The 18708-nt window shown below is 60.2% G+C and carries 13 protein-coding genes; 9 read left to right on the top strand and 4 right to left on the bottom strand.

All coding sequences use genetic code 11. The features are described 5' to 3' along the window. Positions 1 to 437: 437 nt before the first annotated feature. Positions 438 to 2288: an aminotransferase-like domain-containing protein gene (locus FTE24_RS06515; RefSeq protein WP_237401673.1), complete on the bottom strand. Its 1851-nt coding sequence runs from the start codon at positions 2286 to 2288 to the stop codon at positions 438 to 440. Positions 2289 to 2427: 139 nt separating this feature from the next. Here FTE24_RS06515 and FTE24_RS06510 point away from each other — a divergent pair, with 139 nt between their 5' ends. Further along, positions 2428 to 3354 carry a DMT family transporter gene (locus FTE24_RS06510; RefSeq protein ID WP_141448860.1) on the top strand — a complete coding sequence of 309 codons (927 nt, stop codon included), beginning with the start codon at positions 2428 to 2430 and terminating at the stop codon, positions 3352 to 3354. A gap of 187 nt (positions 3355 to 3541) precedes the next feature. On the opposite strand, the gene FTE24_RS06505 is transcribed toward FTE24_RS06510, so the two are convergent. Further along, the gene (locus FTE24_RS06505; protein WP_150231720.1) at positions 3542 to 4492 is read right to left on the bottom strand and encodes a D-2-hydroxyacid dehydrogenase; all 951 of its coding nucleotides are present in this window, start codon (positions 4490 to 4492) and stop codon (positions 3542 to 3544) included. 199 nt (positions 4493 to 4691) lie between these two features. Between FTE24_RS06505 and FTE24_RS06500 the strand changes: the two genes are divergently transcribed. Continuing rightward, positions 4692 to 5555, top strand: coding sequence for a YihY/virulence factor BrkB family protein (locus tag FTE24_RS06500; RefSeq protein ID WP_141448862.1), 864 nt, complete (start codon positions 4692 to 4694; stop codon positions 5553 to 5555). A gap of 18 nt (positions 5556 to 5573) precedes the next feature. Next, entirely contained in the window at positions 5574 to 6281 is a 708-nt protein-coding gene (gene thpR / locus FTE24_RS06495; protein WP_150231718.1) for an RNA 2',3'-cyclic phosphodiesterase, read from the top strand. A 127-nt stretch (positions 6282 to 6408) separates the two neighbouring features. Here thpR and FTE24_RS06490 read toward each other — a convergent pair whose 3' ends face one another. Both FTE24_RS06490 and FTE24_RS06485 read right to left on the bottom strand, forming a co-directional pair. Further along, positions 6409 to 7320 carry an anti-sigma factor gene (locus FTE24_RS06490; protein ID WP_160441681.1) on the bottom strand — a complete coding sequence of 304 codons (912 nt, stop codon included), beginning with the start codon at positions 7318 to 7320 and terminating at the stop codon, positions 6409 to 6411. After that, on the bottom strand, positions 7211 to 7960 hold the full coding sequence (locus tag FTE24_RS06485; RefSeq protein ID WP_160441689.1) for a sigma-70 family RNA polymerase sigma factor: 750 nt from the start codon (positions 7958 to 7960) through the stop codon (positions 7211 to 7213). The genes FTE24_RS06490 and FTE24_RS06485 overlap by 110 nt, the downstream gene beginning before the upstream one ends. 596 nt (positions 7961 to 8556) lie before the next feature. On the opposite strand from FTE24_RS06485, the gene FTE24_RS06480 reads away from it, so the two are divergent. The 6 genes from FTE24_RS06480 to FTE24_RS06455 all read left to right on the top strand — a co-directional run bounded on the left by FTE24_RS06480 (position 8557) and on the right by FTE24_RS06455 (position 18603). Beyond that, positions 8557 to 9654, top strand: coding sequence for a cell wall hydrolase (locus tag FTE24_RS06480; protein WP_237401671.1), 1098 nt, complete (start codon positions 8557 to 8559; stop codon positions 9652 to 9654). A gap of 222 nt (positions 9655 to 9876) precedes the next feature. Further along, complete coding sequence (locus FTE24_RS06475) at positions 9877 to 10560, top strand: metal-dependent hydrolase (protein ID WP_150231714.1); 684 nt, start codon at positions 9877 to 9879, stop codon at positions 10558 to 10560. A 197-nt stretch (positions 10561 to 10757) separates the two neighbouring features. Beyond that, positions 10758 to 11339 carry a TetR/AcrR family transcriptional regulator gene (locus tag FTE24_RS06470; protein ID WP_150231712.1) on the top strand — a complete coding sequence of 194 codons (582 nt, stop codon included), beginning with the start codon at positions 10758 to 10760 and terminating at the stop codon, positions 11337 to 11339. Positions 11340 to 12071: 732 nt separating this feature from the next. Then, complete coding sequence (gene gltB / locus FTE24_RS06465; RefSeq protein WP_150231710.1) at positions 12072 to 16667, top strand: glutamate synthase large subunit; 4596 nt, start codon at positions 12072 to 12074, stop codon at positions 16665 to 16667. Between the two features lie 201 nt (positions 16668 to 16868). After that, positions 16869 to 17828 (top strand): ABC transporter ATP-binding protein, encoded by a 960-nt coding sequence (locus FTE24_RS06460; RefSeq protein ID WP_150231708.1) that lies wholly within the window; start codon positions 16869 to 16871, stop codon positions 17826 to 17828. Next, complete coding sequence (locus tag FTE24_RS06455; protein WP_150231707.1) at positions 17821 to 18603, top strand: ABC transporter permease; 783 nt, start codon at positions 17821 to 17823, stop codon at positions 18601 to 18603. The genes FTE24_RS06460 and FTE24_RS06455 overlap by 8 nt, the downstream gene beginning before the upstream one ends. The last annotated feature ends 105 nt before the right edge of the window (positions 18604 to 18708 follow it).

The raw sequence follows: 18708 nt of genomic DNA, 5'->3' as shown, positions 1-18708 counted from the left end.
TTTTCTTGCGCGTGAGTAACGCGGCTTCGTTCTCTTGTCCTGCTGCCTATACCCGGCAGTCTTGACGTTTGCTTGAACGCCGAGTCCGTGCGGCATCTCGCGATGCCAACGAATCCGCGATGCCAACGAATCCTGAGATCGCTATTTGCCGATATTGGCCGTTTGAAGAAACTAACGAACCCACGTATTCTTATTGGGCGTTAAACGGCCGATTTCGGTCGATTTGGCCCGAATAGCGTGATAACGATTCGTTAGAAATGAGAAAAGCGGTCCGAAGCCGATATAGCGTGCTGAGGATTCGTTAGAGCCGCCGGGGTGTGAGCGTTCTCCGGGCAGACCAAAGTCCGGGCCAAAAGCCCGGACTTTATCGTCTGAATAGGATGGAAATCGGTCGGACTGGAGGGGATTAGCTAGAATCCCTCTATTGAATGATCCGCTTATTTCCCGAGCTGCCGATCGGCGTAGCCGCGCAGCAGGGCGATGCCCTGCGCGATGCGCCGTTCGTCCATCTGCGAATAGCTGAGCCGGATATGGCGATCCGGCCGCCCGGCCGGGTCGAAGAACGAACCCGGCACGAACGAGACCGTATTGCCGCCCGGATCGCCTTTGCCGGAGACGAGGCTGACGACCGGGCGAGGAGCTGCCGCGGCCGCCGACTTCGCCGACGTTTTCACCGTCTTCACCGCTTGCGGATTCGCCGCGTCCGGCGAGCCATCCGAGGCGAACCTACCGTTGGCGGTTGCCGACTTCGCCGTCGACTTCGCCGCCGTCACTGCTTGCGACTTCGCCGCGTCCGGCGAGCCGCCCAAAGCGAACCCGCCGCCGGCGACCGCCGCAAGCTTACTACCGCGGCTTCCGCCGCCGGCAGCTTCTTCGACCAGCCCTGCGGCCTGGCCGTCCAGCGCATCGGCCAGCAGTCGCTCCGGGTCGACGCCTTCCGGCAGCTCGACCCACAGGTTCAGCCCGCCCGCGGGCGAATGCCACGTCCAGCCCGAGCCTTCCAGCGCGTTCTCCATCGCTTCCTTGCGCAGCTGGAGCGCGGTGCGCAGCTTGTGCAGATGTCGGCGCGAGCGCTCCGACTGGAAATGATGCGCGAACACTTTCTGGTTCAGCAGCGGCGTGCCGCCGACGCTGCGCGCTTTGGCGGTGAGCAGGCGCCGCATGAGGTCCGAGCGGGCCGCCAGGCAGCCGATTCGCAGACCCGGGAAAATATACTTGCTGAAGCTGCGCACGTAAATCGTATTGCCGGCCGTGTCGTAGCTGTAGACGGGCGGCGGGGGAGGGTCCCCGAAATAAACGTCGCGGAACGCATCGTCTTCGACGAGCACGCAGCCGTACGTTTCCGCAAGGTCCGCAAGCTGTTTGCGCTGCTCGGCGGGCACGCAGCGTCCGGTCGGATTATGGAAAGTCGGATTGAGGTAGAACAGGACGGGCCGGTGGCGGCGCATCAGTTCTTCCAGTTCGTCCAGCCGGTAGCCGTCCGGATGAATCTCGATCGGCAGCAGCCGCGCGTTGCGGTGCTTGAAGATCTCGATCGCGACGCTGTAGCTGGGCTGTTCCACGAGCACCGCGTCGCCGGGGCGGACAAGCGCTTCGCACGTCAGGTGGATCGCTTCCTGCGCGCCGCCCGTGACGAGCAGTTCCTGCCCTTCGGGCACGAATCCGCACGTCTCGGACAGATAGCGGCGCAGCACGTTCAGCAGCTCGGCGTCTCCGCGCAGCGGCGCGTACGTGCCGAGCACGCGCGGATACAGGTCGAATACGCGCTTGGCTTCTTCGGCCAGATACGTATTGGGCAGCAGCAGCGGATCGATCAGCGCCTGCGAGAAGTGGTAGCTGCAATCGACGCTGTGCAGCTCGCCGAGCAGCGTCGGCAGCGGAGGGTCTTCGTTTTCGCCGGGGACAGCGGACTCTTCGCCGCTCCGGCGCCGAAAGCCGTCCAGGCTGCCGAAGCCCGCGTCCACGGGCCGGCGGGACACGGTCAGGTAATAGCCGGACTTCTCGCGCGATTCGAGCAGTCCTTCTTCCTTGAGCAGCCCGTAGGCTTTGTATACGGTCAGCCGGTGAAGGCCGGTCTCTTCCGAGATGCGGCGCACCGAAGGCAGCTTCTCGCCTTCGATCCAGTCGCCGCGCGCGATACGAATCCGCAGTTCGGCGGCAAGTTCCAGCGAAGTGGCGAGCGGCAGCGGAAATCCGGGCGACGTGCCCGGGGGCATGCGGTCTGCCGCGCCGACGGCTTGATCGATCCGGCGCGGTCCGTTCGGGTGAAAGGAATGATGTTGGGCCATGGTCGACTCCTCCTGCTCCGTCTGTGATATCGCTATCATAACCGATTATTTCCCGTTAGGGAAAGGAAACTGTTCTGCGCGAAGCCATCTGTTCTATGGACCGGCTTTTACAATGGAACAAACGGAGGAGGAAGAACAAATGATTATACTCGGCTATTTGACCATGTGCCTGATTTTCGGGACGACTTTTCTGGCGATCAAGCTTGGCGTCGAAGCCGGCCTCCCGCCTTTTCTCGGAGCGGGCGTGCGCTTTTTTGCCGCCGGCCTGCTGATGATGCTGTGGATGGCGTTCAGGCGCCGGCTCAGCTTTTCGCTGCTGCTGCGCAAAGAAACGCTGTTGACCGGCTTCGGTCTGACCTTCTGCACGTTCGCGGCGCTGTACTGGGCGGAGCAGTACGTCTCTTCGGGGCTCGCGTCGGTGCTGTCGGCGACCGGACCGGCGTTTATTCTGCTGCTGCAGGCCGGCGTGTACCGGATACGGATTCCGAAGCTTGCGCTTGCCGGCACGCTGATCGGGACGGCCGGCGTGGCGCTGCTGCTGCTGCCGAATTCGGGCGGAGGCGGAGGCCGGATGTGGCTGATCGCCGGGCTCGTTATCGTGGCCGGCGAGATCGGCTACGCGAGCGGTGCGCTGCTGGCCAAGCATGCGAGCGCCAAGCTGCCGCAGGCTTCGCCGGTAGCGCTTAACGCGGCCCAGATGATGCACGGCGGCTGGATGCTGCTCCTGCTGTCGCTGGCCGCGGAGCGCGGTTCCGCCGGCATCTCCGATCTCGCGCCGGCGCTGCTGTCGCTGCTCTATCTGATGCTGGTCGGCTCGATGGCCGGGCATACGCTGTTCTACTGGCTCGTGTCGCGGACACATCCCGTGTTCCCGACGACCTGGCTGTACGTGTCGCCGTTTATCGCGCTTGCGCTCGGCGCCTGGCTAAACGGCGAACCGCTGCACGCGAATGCGGCGGCCGGCTCGGTCGTCGTGCTGGCCGGCGTGCTGCTCACGAACATCGAGCCCATTCGCCTCATGCTGCGCACCCGCAAAGCCGCAGCCGGCAAAGGAAGCGGCGGCTAACCCGGTCCTGCTTGCCTGCTGAACGCCTGCCAAAAAGCACGGACTTTCGGACGAGATCGTCCGCAAGCCCGTGCTTTTTGCGTTCTTTTTCTACTATAGAACAATCAGGAGAACAACTGGCAGCACAACTATGGAACAAGGAGGAGACAGCCGTGAATCGACAGCCTGCGCCCCGGCGTTTTTGCGCTCAGTATTTTTTGGAATAGTCGACCAGATTGCGCGGCAGCGTCTCGCCCTGCACGAACGCCCGCAGGTTGTCGAGGAAAATGTCGGCGGCGCGTGCGTCGTAATGGTCGGTGTTGCCCGCGACGTGCGGCGTAATCACGACGTCTTCGCGCGTCCACAGCGGATGATCTTCCGGCAGCGGCTCCTGTTCGAACACGTCGAGCGCGGCGCCGGACAAGATGCCGGTCTCAAGCGCTTCGATCAACGCTTCGGTGTCGACGCTTTGGCCGCGGCCCACGTTGACGAACCGCGCTCCTTTTTTCATGTAGCCGAAGCTTTCCCGATCGAAGAAATGGCGCGTCTCGTCGGTCAGCGGCAAAATGTTCACAATCACGTCGCCTTGGGCAAATGCTTCGCGAATACCGTCCGTTGTATACATCTCGTCGATATGCTCTTCCGGCCGGCCCGAGTGGCGAACGCCGACCGTGCGCATGCCGAACGCTTTGGCGAGCCTTGCCGTGGCCCGTCCGATATGGCCGGTGCCCACGATGACCATCGTCAAGCCGGAAATTTCGCCGTACGAGCCGCTTTTCTCCCACTTGCCCCGGGCCTGGCTGCGAATATTGCCGTGCAGATTGCGCGACATGGCCAGCAGAACGGCGAAGATATGCTCGGAGATCGGAATCGCGTGCACCCCTCCGGCGTTGGTCAGCTGCACATTTTTCTCGGCAAAACGGTCAATCGGGAAATAATCGACGCCGGCGGACCACGCCTGCACCCATTTCAGGTTGTCGCTTTCCAGCGCCGCCTGTTCCATTTTGCGATTCCAGCCGACCAGAATATCCGCTTCGCGGATCTGTTCGGGCGTGACTTCTTTGATCGGGACGCTTTTCAGTTCGTAATCCGGCGCGATCTCGCGGATCTGCCGCACCTGTTCTTCGGGGAATTCGTACTGGGTCAAAATGATCGGCATTTCGGATTCCTCCTTCTCGGTTTGCAAAATCTACCTGTTCATCTTAACAAAGTTTGAACCGGAAATCTTCCTGCCGCCCGCGAAGAGCGAAGGCCGGGGAAGAAAACGGGTATAATACGAGTAGGCAAGGAAGCGCGGGGGGAGAAGGCAGGAAAACTTCCCGCGGACGTTCCGGCCGAATAACGTTTAAGGAGCACTCATGATCGGAAAATACGCAATGTACGCTTTCGATTTCGGTTACCGACTGTTTATCCGGATGCGCGACGACGAGGTGAGCGGGATCGGCGCGCAGCTCGCTTATTATTTGCTGCTGTCTTTTTTTCCGTTTCTGATCTTTCTCGTCACGCTGGTCGGCTACGTCGACTTGTCGATCGAAGAAATGATGCGCTTGGCGCGCGAAATGGTACCGGGCGCGGCGATGGATACGGTCGAAAGCATTTTGAGCGAAGTGACCCAGGGCGGCGGCGCGCTGCTGTCGATCGGGATGATCGCGACGCTGTGGACGGCTTCGAGAGGCATCAATGCCGTGATCAAAGGTCTGAACAAAGCTTACGACGTCGAGGAAAACCGCAAGTTTTGGCAGATTCGCCTCGTCTCGCTGCTGTCTACGCTCGTGTTGGGTGCGGTGCTGCTCGTCAGCGTGCTGCTGCTCGTGTTCGGACGCTGGATCGGCACGCAGCTCAACCAACTGTTGAACAATCCGCCGGGATTCGAACGCATGTGGAGCCTGGTGCAGTACAGCATTCCGCTGATTGTGCTGATCGCGGTGTTCACGGCGCTGTACTGGATCGCGCCGAACCGGCAGATCCGGCTGCGCGAAGCGATTCCGGGTGCGGTATTCGCCACGCTCGGCTGGATTGTCACTTCGCTGGCGTTCTCGTTTTACGTGAACAACTTCGGCAACTTTACCAAAACGTACGGCAGTCTTGGCGGCATTATCATCTTGCTGACGTGGCTGTATCTCAGCTCGATCATCATTATGGTCGGAGGCGAAGTGAACGCGACGCTCAAAGCGGGCAAAAGCGATAAGCGGCGCGTGCGGCATACGACGAAAAGGGCGTAACGGCGGGAGGAGGCCGACATGGAGAACGAACGCGATAGGTTGAAAAAAAGCCCTGTCCGCCCGGGCGACTCATCGGGCGAACCGGACGAAGAGGGCGAGAAGATCGAACCGGGCGAAGAGGCCGAAACGATCGAAAAAATCAAAACGATCGAAACGATCGAAGAATGCCAGCCGCGGATCTTCGTCGCGGTCCCGATCGGGAAGCCGGCGGCGCAGATCCTTTTCGACTGGGCGGTGTCGGCTTACGGCGCGGAGCGGTTTCGCCGCTGGACGGACGTCCGCGATTATCACCTGACGCTGAAGTTTCTCGGCGACGTGGAGAGCGGGGACATCGCGGGGATCGAAGCCGCGCTGCGGGAAGGCTTCGCGCGCGAGACGCCGTTCGCGCTGCATCTGCAGGGCGCGGGCACCTTCGGCCTGCCCGAAGCGCCGCGCGTGCTGTTCGCCGAGCCGGCCGAAGGCTCGGGCGCGCTGGGCCGCCTGGCCGCGGCGGCGGAAGCGGCGCTTGCGCCGCTAGGCTTCGCGCCGGAGAAGCGCAGCTTCCGCGCGCATTTGACCCTGGCCCGCAAATATGCGCCGGGCCAGGACAACTTCGAGCCGTCGCGGCTGCGGACGGCTCCGGCGGTGCCGGCCGGTACGGTGGACCGGGCCGTGCTGTACCGGACGCGGATGCACCGGCGTCCGATGTACGAGCGGATCGCGGAATTTCCGCTCGGCGGCCGCTGAATGGCGGCCGCGCAAAGCGTTCAAACCCAAAAGCCCCGGATCGTCTCCAACATAACGGAGGCGATCCGGGGCTTTCGTCAAGCATCTATAGGATAGGGCCGCAAATTCCGCGGCCCGTTCGTCGGCGTTACCCGTTCAACGCTCCGGTCAAGACCATCTGTCCGCGGGGCTGCTGCCCTTCGGCATCCGGTTCCAGCGTAATGGCGACCATGTCGTACTCGTCCGGCTGCATCTTGTACGTCAAAGCGCCGCTGCCGCTGCCGGACTGGAACGTGCCGGCATTGATCGGCTGTCCGTCTTTGATCAGCCACACCTGATACGCTTCGCTGCCGCTGAGCGCGGGCAGGTCTTCGGCCTGAACGACCAGCTGCATCCCGCTCTGGTCTTCGACCATCGCGGCCATGCCGGTTGCGTTCGGGCTGTCTTCGCTGCCGACCAGGGCGACCGTGCGGGCTACCTGTGCGCCTACGGCCGGCTGTGTGCCGGCGGCGAGCTGCTGCTCCATATCGGCCGTCTGCTGCTGCATGGCCGTCATGTCCGAGCGCATGTCGTTCATTTCCCCGCGCAGCTGGGAAGAGTAGATGCCGAGCAGCACGGCTGCCGCGGCCATGACCGAAGCGACTCCGGCCCATAGTCCCCGTCCCGCGCGGGCACGGGACGCGCCAATGCGCGCTTCGGCCGGAGCGTCGGCTTCGCTGCCGATCCGCGCGGCCGTCTGTTCCCGCCGGGTATGGCGGGATTCGCCGCGCACGGCCGGCTTGAGCGCCTGGCCGTCTTCCGGACGCTGCGCGTCCGCCGCGTTCCGGCTGCCGGAACGCTCGTTTCCGGTTACGGGGCCCAAGACGCCCGCACCGCCATTTCCGTCGATCCCCCCGAGCTGCTCCGCCTCGCGGCGGGTCTCGTCGACTTCAATGTTCTGCCGCGCCTGTTCAAGCAGGCGCTGTGTTTCGCGTTCGGCCGCCGCTTGGTCGCCCGCGGCGGACAATCCGCCGCGAGGCGCTTCGCTGCCCAGCACATTCCCCAGAATTCTTTTCTTCATTCCGGTCGGGGGAGCTGCAGGCTTTACAGCCAGAGCCAGCATACCGACCGTATCTTTCAGTTCGGCCGTACGCNTCCCCCCTTTCCGTTTCCGACAGCCGCTTATGCAGCTGCTTGAGTGCCAATCTGACCCGGCTCTTGACCGTCCCGAGCGGGATGGAGCAGCGATCGGAGACCTCCTGCTGCGTCAATCCCTTGTAATAAATCAATTCGATTACCTGCTGCTGTTCGCTGCCGAGCTCGCCGAGGGCGGCCCTGACCGACTCGCCCTGCAGCGTTTGTTCCACGGCAAGCTCCGTATCGGAGGCCGTATCCACGATTGCGTTCAAATACTCGTCTTCCACGGGAACCGATGCCGCACGCGCGTTACGTCTCCGGAGCATGTCGATCGAAATGTTGCGCGTGAGCGCGAACATCCACGTCGAGAGCTTTCCGTAAGAAGAGTCGTAGCGCTCCGCATTGTTCCAAATTCGAAGGAACAATTCCTGTACCGCTTCTTCCGCCGCCATCGCATCGTTCAACAGGCGATACGCAAGAGCATACAGGGGCCTTTCGTAGGCATCGTACAATTGTTCGAGCGCTTCCGCATCTTTTCCGGCGATTTGCCGGATCAGCTGCAGGTCTTCCGATTGTTCATTCATCCAGGAGCTCCTTTCGATATTCATGCTCCTATTATAACGTTCGCAAAATCTTTTGCTATGGATTACTTGAAAAGCCAATAAATCGGTTACATGCAAAATAAATTTTTTTGGCGTCTTGTCTTTTTTCAAAAAAATCATTTCCATATAAGCCCATAACATGCAGCGTGGACGAGACGGGAATCGGAACAGGAAGACGAGAGAGCTGGATCAATCTGGGAAAAACTACTCGGCAAACGTGTCGGAAACGTAAAAAGCCCCTCCCTTTATTTTTGACGTTCGCCAGCGGAAATCCTTTTTTTCAGAGACAGACCCGAAACCGCGCAGCAGAGCCGAAAAGAGAACCGAAAAAAGAAACGCAAACGTAAAAAGCCCCGGCTCGGGCGCAATCGAAAAATGCCACGAAATGACCCGTTTTATGAAAAAAGATGAAAAGTTCCGTCATTTGCGGTATAATTGCGTTTGTGCATTTTTTAGTTTTGCCTTTCCTACTATGAATATTACCAAAAAAAGCGAACATGCTTTCGGCAAAAGGCGGATTCAAACCGCATTTGAACGGTTACATAGGAAGGGAGTATGCCGAGAGCTAGGAGGACATTATGGAACTACTTAAAAACAATCGTTGGGTCGTGCTGCTGGTCGGCGTGATCTTGATTTTCATTTGTGCGGCCACGGTATGGGCATCGAACGGAGTGCGCCCATCCTACGCCGAAGCGGCAAGCGCCGGCATGGGGGCCTGCGAACTGACCGATGTCGTCTTCGACGACGTTCTTCATCCCGAATTTATAGCAAGGACCGCTGCTTGGACGCAAACAGAAGGCGAAAAGTCCGCTTCTTTGGCGAACAAGCTGTCCAGCGAGACGTCGTCCGACGCAAAGGCCAAGCAAGAGCGGGCCGACAAACAAGCCGCCAAGAAAAAGGCCGAGCAAAAATTCGCCAATCAAAAACTTGCGGCCAAAAAACTCGCCGACCAGAAATCGGCCAACCGCAAAGCGGCACAGGCAGCTGCCGCCGCGCAGACCGTTTCCGGCCAAAAGTCCGAAACGGCAGCCCTTTCTTCGAACAAGACCCGCACCGCGGCTTCTTCGAACGACTCCGAATCAACCAAGAGCGACAAGCAGACGGCTGCGTCCGCGACCGTTTCCGCTCACAAGTCCGCAGCTGCGGCCCAAGCCGACCTCAAGTCCGATTCGTCGGTTCAATCCGCCAAAGCAGTCCCGGCAGCAGCCGAGGCAGCGGCAGCATCCCAAACTCCCCCAACCCAACTGCTCTTCAGCAAAACGGCTCTGCTTCATCCGGATCAAGCCTCCGAGGCGACCTGGACTTACGCCGTTTCCGACGAAGAACTTCTCCTGCTTCAGCGCATCGTGATGGCCGAAGCCGAAGGCGAACCGTACGCAGGCAAAGTGGCTGTCGCCAACGTTGTCCTGAATCGTCTCCGTTCCGCCAACTATCCCGATACCATTCGAGACGTCATCTATCAGAGATACCAATTTTCGCCCGTGCTCAACGGACGTTTTGACCGTGTCGTACCTTCCGAGGATTCCGTGAAAGCCGCCGCCGAAGCTTTGAACGGCCGCAAGGAAGTTCCGGACGATACGTACTTTTTCGTGTCCCTGGAACTTGCGACTGATATGACGGTTCCGAACACGCGCACCCCGGTCAAGAAGATCGGACACCATACGTTTTTCAAATAAGCTTACGCACATAAGTTTTTTCGAGAAACAATAATCAGACATACTCGCAGGACATACTCGATTTACAAAAGCTTCAGCGAAGCGATCGCGAATTTGGTATACCCTTTTTGACGCGGTATAATAAAGCGAAAGCCGTATTCAACATTCGGTCTCGGCCCGGGCGGCCAGTTCCAACGACTTCCCGGCGCGGGCCTATTCGAACGCGAGAGGAGCTTTTCGTTCATGAAAATCACGTATCTCGGACACTCCGCCTTGTTGGTGGAAAGCGAAGGCAAATCCGTTATCATCGATCCGTTTCTGACCGGCAACCCGAATTCGGGCGTCAAGCCGGCCGACATCAAAGTCGACGCCGTCCTGCTGACCCATGCGCACAACGACCACTTCGGCGATACGATCGGTATCGCCAAAGCGAACGACTGCCCCGTCATCGCTCCGGTGGAGCTGGCGAATTATTGCGTGGAGCAGGGCGTGACCGCGGTCGGCATGAACATCGGCGGCTCGCATCAGTTCGACGGATTCAAGGTCAAGTATACGCTTGCGTTCCACAGTTCTTCGCTGACACTGGACGACCGCGTCGTGTACGGAGGCGAACCGGCCGGCATCCTGCTGACGATGGGCGGCAAGACGCTGTACCACGCCGGCGATACCGCCTTGTTCGGCGACATGAAGATCATCGGCGAACTGAACCAAATCGATATCGCGGCGCTGCCGATCGGGGATTTCTTCACGATGGGACCGGAAGACGCCCGTATCGCCGCCCAATGGATCGGCGCACCGAAGGTGCTGCCGCTGCATTACGACACGTTCCCGGCGATCGAGCAGGATGTCGAAGCGTTCTGCGCCGCGCTCAAGGAAGACGGTATCGAAGGCATCGCCCTGGGCAACCGGGAGAGCCTCGAAGTGTAGCCTCCACTTCCGCGGCACGTCCGTATGCAGCAGATCCTTTCCGCCGCGGCGGGAAGGATCTTTTTTGATGCCAGGCCCGCCCGGAAGCGCCGCTGCGCGAAACGCCTTGTCATTTGAAACGCCGTATGCTAAATTGAACTTCATTGAATGACCGTTTTTTGAATTTAGTCAATCCATAGAGATAGAGGAGGGGGACCATGGCTGTCGTCGACCGCCGCGAACAGGTGCTGCATGCGGCTGCCCAGTCGTTCTCGCTGTTCGGGTACAAAGCGACCACGATGGATCAGGTGGCCAAGATCGCCAACGTGGGCAAGGGAACCATCTACACGTTTTTCGAAAACAAGGAAGAACTGTTCGACGAAATTTTGCTGGACGCGATCCGCGAGCTGCGGCGCAGGGCCGAAGCGGAGATCCATGCGGAACGCCCGTTTTACGAAAACGTCTATCAGGCGCTGGACGCGATCCTGGAGTTCCGCGAGGAACACGAGCTGTTTATCAAGCTGTCGCAGGAACTGCGGGATATCGGAACGCCGCAGGCCAGAGCCGCCCTGTTCAAAGTGGAAAGTGTCGTGCTGGAGTTCCTCGAACGCATCATCCGCGAATCGATGGACAAAGGCGCGATTCGTCGCGGCAGCGTCGAGGTGATCGCTTTCGGCATGCTCAAGCTGTTTATCGCGCTGACCGGCGAATGGGAGATGCACCACGAGCCGATGACCAAGGAAGAATTGAAGGGGCATATGTTCACGTTCCTGACCGAAGGTTTCACCGCCGCGCCTTGAGCCTTAGGGGCCGCGAGAACCTGCCTGTCGGCGTGCGGCTTCCCTTTCTATGCGGCTTCTATAATGTAGGGACGCGATATCGTTAACCGGTGTCGCGCACGGGAGCCGGAACGGCCGCCTGAGGGCGACACCGTTTTTTCGTTCGCCTTTTTCGCTCGCCTTTTTCGGCTTCGTTCACGGCCCGCCCACGGATCGCCTATCCGTCGGCGGGCCGTTTTTCGGCTTTTGCACATTTTGCATCATTGCTTGGACAAATTGCCGCATCCATAGGCAAAGCGTAAATTTTGTCGTATAATGACTCAAAATCATGCCGTCTCCTGCCGGGCATCCGTTCCGGTCGGGAGACCGTTTCATTCGACACATCAGTGCGCTAATGCTTCTCCGCACAAGGAAATTTTATCGGGCGGATAAAAGATTTAAATTGCACGGCGTGGAAACTGAATGTTACAATGGGGAAACTAAAAATCCAACTGCGAGACCGCTTATCGCGGGATGTGGAAGACTGCTTTTTGACCCCCAGCGGAGCGCCCCGCCGGGTGCGAAAAGGAGTCTGTTCTCTTATATCCGAGGCTTTTTACTTTCGGGGTTTACGATTCGAGGTTGTTCCGATTTCGGGATTGTCAGAATTCGAGCTTCTACTTATTCGAGGTTTTTCGGTGGCCTGCCGCGAGCGAGCGCCTTTATCTCCCGTCGGGATGAATGAATTTCATTATAGAAAGGTTGTTTGATGAAATGACTGGATTACCTCCGAAACAGGGTCTTTACGATCCCCAATTCGAAAAAGATGCCTGCGGCATGGGCTTTATCGCCAATATTAAGGGAGCGCCCGCGCACGATATCGTCAGCCGCGCGCTGACTATGCTCGAGAACATGGAACACCGCGGCGGCCAGGGCGCCGAGCCGAACTCCGGCGACGGAGCCGGCATCATGCTGCAAATCCCGCACGACTTTTTCGCTTCCCAGGAGCTTGGCTTCACGCTGCCTGCGTCCGGCGACTACGGAGTCGGCATGCTGTTCCTGTCGACCGACGACAAGATTCGGGCCCGTCACGAATACCTGCTCGGCGAAATCATCCAGGCCGAAGGACAGAAGCTGCTCGGCTTCCGCACCGTTCCGACCGACGACAGCACCCTCGGATTTTCCGCCAAAGCCGCCAAGCCTTGCGTGCGCCAGGTGTTTATCGGGCGCGGCGAAGTAAACGGCACGGACGATTTGGCTTTTGAGCGCAAACTGTACGTGATTCGCCGCCTCGCCGAGATGTCGATCCGCTACGCGGAAGGCGAAGAAGGCGCGGAATCGTTCTACATCCCGAGCTTGTCGAGCCGCAAGATTGTCTACAAAGGCATGCTTACGACGGCACAGGTCGGCTTGTTCTATCCGGACCTGCGCGACGAGAAGCTGAGTTCGGCGATCGCGCTGATCCACTCGCGCTTTAGCACGAACACATTCCCGAGCTGGGACCGCGCCCACCCTTACCGGTTCATGATCCATAACGGCGAGATCAACACGATGCGGGGCAACGTCAACTGGATGCATGCCCGCCAGGCGCTGTTCGAGAGCGAAGTGTTCGGTCCCGACCTCGACAAGGTCAAGCCGGTCATTAACCCGGACGGTTCCGATACGGCCATGTTCGACAACACGTTCGAATTCCTCTACCTGAGCGGACGTTCGCTGCCGCACGTGGCGATGATGATGGTACCGGAACCGTGGAGCAAGCACGAGACGATGGACGATACCAAGAAGGCGTTCTACGAATACCACAGCTGCCTGATGGAGCCGTGGGACGGACCGGCCGCCATGGCGTTCACCGACGGCGTGCAGATCGGCGCCATCCTCGACCGCAACGGACTGCGTCCGGCGCGCTATTACGTGACGAAGGACGACACGATCATTCTGTCTTCCGAAGCGGGCGTGCTCGACATCGCGCCGGAAGATATTTTGTACAAAGACCGCCTGCGTCCGGGCCGGATGCTGCTGATCGACACGAAGGAAGGCCGCATCATTTCCGACGAGGAAGTGAAGCAGCAGATTTCGTCCGAGCTTCCGTACCGCGACTGGCTGGACGAGCATATGATAAACCTCGACGAACTGCCGGAAGCCCAGGAACCGCCGGCTCCGAAGCACGAGAACGTGACGCAGCTGCAGCTGTCGTTCGGCTATACGTTCGAAGAACTGCGCAAAGTGTTCGAACCGATCGCCTCGACAGGTATCGAAGCGACGGGCTCGATGGGCTACGACGCGCCGTTGGCCGTCCTGTCCGACAAGCCGCAGCGTCTCTACAACTATTTCAAGCAGATGTTCGCGCAGGTGACCAACCCGCCGATCGACGCGATCCGCGAAGAAATCGTCACGTCGGCTTCGACGGCGATCGGAGCCGAGCGCAATCTGCTGCTGCCCGAACCGGAGAGCTGCCGGATGATCTCGCTCGATACGCCGGTGCTGTCGAACGAAGATTTCGCGAAGATCCGCCACGTGCATCGTCACCGCCCGGGCTTCCGCGCGATGACGATTCCGATCTTCTTCGAAGCGGCAAGCGGCGCCGACGGTCTGCGCGCCGCGCTGGACGCCATGTGCAAAGCGGCCGACCGCGTCATCAAGAAAGGCCATAACATCCTTATCCTGTCCGACAAAGGCGTGAACCGGGACAATGCGGCCATTCCGGCATTGCTGGCCGTCTCGACGATGCATCACCATCTGATTCGCCAGGGCACGCGCACCAAAGTGACGCTGCTGCTCGAATCCGGCGAGCCGCGCGACGTGCACCATTTCGCGCTCCTGCTCGGCTACGGCATCAGCGCCGTGAACCCGTACCTCGCGTTCGAGACGCTGGACGACATGATCGCGCAGGGTCTGCTGCGCGGCGTCTCGCACGACAAAGCGGTCAAGAACTATATCAAGGGGATGACGAAAGGCGTCGTGAAGATTTTGTCCAAAATGGGCATCTCCACGATCCAGTCGTACCGCGGGGCGCAAATTTTCGAAGCGGTCGGCTTGAAGCCGGAATTCGTGGATCGCTACTTCACCTGGACGCCGACCCGCATCGGCGGCATCGGGCTCGAAGAAGTCGCTTTCGACGCGCTGCTTCAGCATAACCGGGCGTTCTCCGACAAAGACGGCATCGACAAGGTGCTGGATTCCGGCGGCGATTACCAATGGCGCAGCGACGGCGAAGAGCATCTGTTCAATCCGCAGACGATTCACCTGCTCCAGCACGCCGTGCGCACGGGCGATTACGAGACGTACAAAAAATACGCGCGCCTCGTCGAAGGCGAGTCCAAGAAGCATCTGACGCTGCGCGCGCTGCTCAACCTCAAGCCGGTAGGCCAACCGATTCCGCTCGACGAAGTCGAACCGGCGACCGCCATCATGAGACGCTTCAAGACCGGAGCGATGTCGTTCGGTTCGATCAGCAAGGAAGCGCACGAATCGCTTGCGATCGGCATGAACCGCGTAGGCGGCAAAAGCAACACGGGCGAAGGCGGCGAAGATCCGGCGCGCTTCATTCCGGACGCGAACGGCGATTCCCGCCGCAGCGCGATCAAGCAGGTTGCGTCGGGACGCTTCGGCGTTACGTCGAACTACCTCGTCAACGCCGACGAGATCCAGATCAAGATGGCGCAGGGCGCCAAACCGGGCGAAGGCGGACAGCTGCCAGGCCGCAAAGTGTATCCGTGGGTAGCGGAAGTCCGGGGCTCGACGCCGGGCGTCGGCCTGATCTCGCCTCCGCCGCACCATGACATCTATTCGATCGAAGATTTGGCGGAATTGATCTACGATTTGAAAAATGCCAATCCGCGCGCCGACATCAACGTCAAGCTCGTGTCGGAAGTAGGCGTCGGCACGATCGCGGCCGGCGTCGCCAAAGGCCGCGCCGACATCATTCTCGTCAGCGGCTACGATGGCGGAACCGGAGCGTCGCCGCAGGGTTCGATCCGCCACGCGGGCATGCCGTGGGAACTCGGTCTGGCCGAGACGCACCAGACGCTGATCCTGAACAATCTGCGCGACCGCGTCGTTCTGGAGACGGACGGCAAAATGCTGTCGGGCCGCGACCTTGCCGTCGCCGCGCTGCTCGGAGCCGAAGAATACGGCTTCTCGACCGCGCCTCTCGTCGCTGTCGGCTGCATCATGATGCGGGTCTGCCAGCTGGACACCTGTCCGGTCGGCGTCGCGACCCAGAACCCGGAACTGCGCAAAAACTTCATGGGCGATCCGGAACACGTCGTGAACTTCATGAAGTTCGTGGCGGAAGATCTGCGCGAGATCATGGCCGAACTCGGCTTCCGCACCATTCAGGAGATGGTTGGACGCACCGACTGTCTCGATGCGGTCGACGCTTCGCACCACTGGAAGAAGAAAGGGCTCGACCTCACGCCGCTGCTGCACGTGCCGACCCTTCCGGAAGGCAGCACGCCGTTCCGTTCGCAGACCCAGAACCACGGTCTGGAGCATACGCTCGACATGCGCGAACTGCTGACGGCCGCCGCTCCGGCGCTGGAACGCGGAGAGAAAGTCGAAGCGCACTTCAAGATCACGAACGTCGATCGCGCGGCCGGCACTATTCTCGGCAGCGAAGTGACCCGCAAGTACGGCGCGGCCGGGCTGCCGGAAGACACGATCAAGCTGCACTTCACCGGCTCGGCCGGCCAGAGCTTCGGCGCGTTCGTGCCGAAAGGCATCACGCTCGAAGTGTCGGGCGATTCCAACGACTACGTCGGCAAAGGGCTGTCGGGCGGCAAACTGATCGTCAAGCCCGATCCGAAAGCGACGTTCAAGTCGGAAGAGAATATCATTATCGGCAACACGGCGCTGTACGGCGCGACCGGCGGCGAAGCGTATATCAGCGGCATCGCCGGCGAACGCTTCGCGGTCCGCAACTCGGGCGCGAAGATCGTCGTCGAAGGCACCGGCGACCATGGCTGCGAATACATGACCGGCGGACGCGTCGTCGTGCTCGGCACGACGGGCCGCAACTTCGCGGCCGGCATGTCGGGCGGCGTCGCGTACATCTACGACGGCGCGGGCGACTTCGTCGACCGCTGCAACCTGGAGATGGTGCTGCTGGAGACGCTCGAAGATCCGGCGGAGAAGGAAGAAGTGCGCGAACTGATTCAGCGTCACGCCGACCTGACCGGAAGCGGCGTAGCCAAGCTCATTCTCGACGGCTGGGAACAGACGTCGAGCCGCTTCGTCCGCGTGATCCCGAAAGACTACAAGCGCATGCTGGAACAGATCGAAAAAGCCGAATCGACCGGCTTGACCGGCGATGCCGCGCTGTTGGCCGCTTTTGAAGCCAATATGCGCGAACTGGCCCGCGCGGGCGGCTGATTTCGCCGCATCTCTAGCCGGCGTACGACCTATTGATCGTAGCTTGGCAGGCCCGTTCGTTTCTCGCAGGAGAAGCGAACGGGCTTTTTTTTGCCGGAAAAAGGTCTGCCGTGGCGTTCGTCTATGTTACATTGGTACAAGAAGTGTGCGTTTGCCGTTCGGCCTATCGAAGAACCACGAACAAGGAGGACACCGAAACCTATGGAAACCATCAGTGACAAGATGCCTGTTCCAAGCGCTGCGAGCGCAAGGAGCGGCGAGCCGATCGTCCGTTTCGACAACGTGGTCAAACGGATCGGCCGCAAGACGATCATCGAAGGATTGACGCTCGACGTGCCGCCGGGACAAGTATTCGGCTTTCTCGGACCGAACGGTTCGGGCAAGACGACAACGATCCGCATGATGACCGGATTGATGGCGCCGAGTGCGGGAGACATTCTGATCGACGGCCGCAGCATCACGCGGAATTTCGAACAGGCGATCTCGCAGGTCGGCGCGATCGTGGAGAATCCCGAGATGTACGGTTATCTCAGCGGATATCGCAACCTGCTCCAATATGCGCGTATGCGCGCCGACGTGCCCAAGGAGCGCATCGACGAAGTCGTGCGTTTCATGGGGCTGGAGCGCCGTATTCACGAGAAAGTCTCGACCTACTCGCTCGGCATGCGCCAGCGGCTCGGCGTCGCGCAGGCGATCCTGCATCGTCCCAAGCTGCTGATCCTCGATGAGCCGACGAACGGACTCGATCCGCAGGGCATCCGCGAGCTGCGCGATTATTTGCGCGAACTGACGCGCGTCGACGGCACGACCGTATTCGTATCGAGCCATCTGCTCAGCGAAATGGAGCTGATGTGCGATACGGTGGCGATCATTCAGGCCGGCCGGCTGATCGACGTGCACGAGCTGCACGGCGAGGCGGACGCCGACGCAACGCTCGAAACGATGTTCGACGTCGGGGAACGGATCGAAGAAGCACTGTCCCTGCTCGGCGGCGGCGAGATCCGCAGCAGGCAGCTGGTCGTGCGCACGAACCGGCAGGGCATCGCGGAGATTAATCTTCGCTTCGTGCAGGCGGGCATACCGGTCTACGGCATTCGCGCGCTGACCCGTACGCTGGAAGATCAATTCCTGGAGATGACGGGAGGCGGACCGATTGTCTAACTTTTTCAAGCTGGTACATAACGAAAATATTAAAATTCACGCGAGGACGCGGACCTGGATCATGCTCGGCGTTATCGGGCTGGTCGGCCTGCTGATGCCGGTGCTGTTTCGGTACGTCAGCGAAAATATCGGATTGTGGAGTTCGATGAACGCGCTGCTGCAGTTCTGGTTCCTGCCGACGGTGTTCACGATCGCGGTCGCCGCGGATACGGTCGCCGGCGAATTTTCGCGCGGCACGATCAAGCTGCTGCTGATTCGCCCGTGGAGCCGCGTCAAGATTCTGCTGTCCAAATACGTCGCGGTGCTGATGTTCATGCTTACGCTGTACGCGCTGCTGTTCGGGCTCGGACTCGGGATGTCGGCGCTGCTGTTCGGGACTTCGACCGGCACGACGGACGTGCTGGGCGAACTGATGGGCAGTATGTCCGATTACTTCTGGTGGGCGCTGCTGTACCGGATCGTCGACTGCCTGATCTATGTCACGATGGCCTTCATGTTCTCGGCCGTGTTCCGCAGCAATTCGCTGTCGGTGGCGCTTACGATTATCCTGCTGTTCATGGGCGGGCTGATCACGCTGCTGATCGATCCGGCCAAATACGAGATCGGCCGCTACCTGCTGTTCGCGAACCTGAACTTGAGTCAGTATATCAACGCGGAGACCGGCGCTTACGGCGTGTCGTCGCTCGGATTTTCGCTGGCGGTACTGGCCGTCTATTACGTCGTCTTCCTGGCGTTGACCTTCTGGGTTTTCCGCAAAAGGGACGTCGCGGCGTAACCGGCGGCGCTTCGGCGCCCGAACGGGAGCCGGCTGTGCCCGGACACTCGGCCCGTTTTCGCTTCCGCTTCGGCGGGTGCGGAAACGGGTTTTGATTTGCCCGGA

This window comes from Saccharibacillus sp. WB 17 (assembly GCF_008634075.2).
Lineage (GTDB): Bacteria > Bacillota > Bacilli > Paenibacillales > Paenibacillaceae > Saccharibacillus > Saccharibacillus brassicae.
This window is presented reverse-complemented; position numbering and strand designations above follow the sequence as displayed.

What these genes read in the sequence shown, in the direction of transcription:
- FTE24_RS06470 (WP_150231712.1), top strand. Translation starts at nt 10,758, where the DNA reads ATGGCTGTCGTCGACCGCCGCGAACAGGTGCTGCATGCGGCTGCCCAG.
- FTE24_RS06500 (WP_141448862.1), top strand. Translation starts at nt 4,692, where the DNA reads ATGATCGGAAAATACGCAATGTACGCTTTCGATTTCGGTTACCGACTG.
- FTE24_RS06510 (WP_141448860.1), top strand. Translation starts at nt 2,428, where the DNA reads ATGATTATACTCGGCTATTTGACCATGTGCCTGATTTTCGGGACGACT.
- FTE24_RS06515 (WP_237401673.1), bottom strand. Translation starts at nt 2,288, where the DNA reads ATGGCCCAACATCATTCCTTTCACCCGAACGGACCGCGCCGGATCGAT.
- FTE24_RS06480 (WP_237401671.1), top strand. Translation starts at nt 8,557, where the DNA reads ATGGAACTACTTAAAAACAATCGTTGGGTCGTGCTGCTGGTCGGCGTG.
- FTE24_RS06490 (WP_160441681.1), bottom strand. Translation starts at nt 7,320, where the DNA reads ATGAAGAAAAGAATTCTGGGGAATGTGCTGGGCAGCGAAGCGCCTCGC.
- FTE24_RS06475 (WP_150231714.1), top strand. Translation starts at nt 9,877, where the DNA reads ATGAAAATCACGTATCTCGGACACTCCGCCTTGTTGGTGGAAAGCGAA.
- gltB (WP_150231710.1), top strand. Translation starts at nt 12,072, where the DNA reads ATGACTGGATTACCTCCGAAACAGGGTCTTTACGATCCCCAATTCGAA.
- thpR (WP_150231718.1), top strand. Translation starts at nt 5,574, where the DNA reads ATGGAGAACGAACGCGATAGGTTGAAAAAAAGCCCTGTCCGCCCGGGC.
- FTE24_RS06505 (WP_150231720.1), bottom strand. Translation starts at nt 4,492, where the DNA reads ATGCCGATCATTTTGACCCAGTACGAATTCCCCGAAGAACAGGTGCGG.
- FTE24_RS06460 (WP_150231708.1), top strand. Translation starts at nt 16,869, where the DNA reads ATGGAAACCATCAGTGACAAGATGCCTGTTCCAAGCGCTGCGAGCGCA.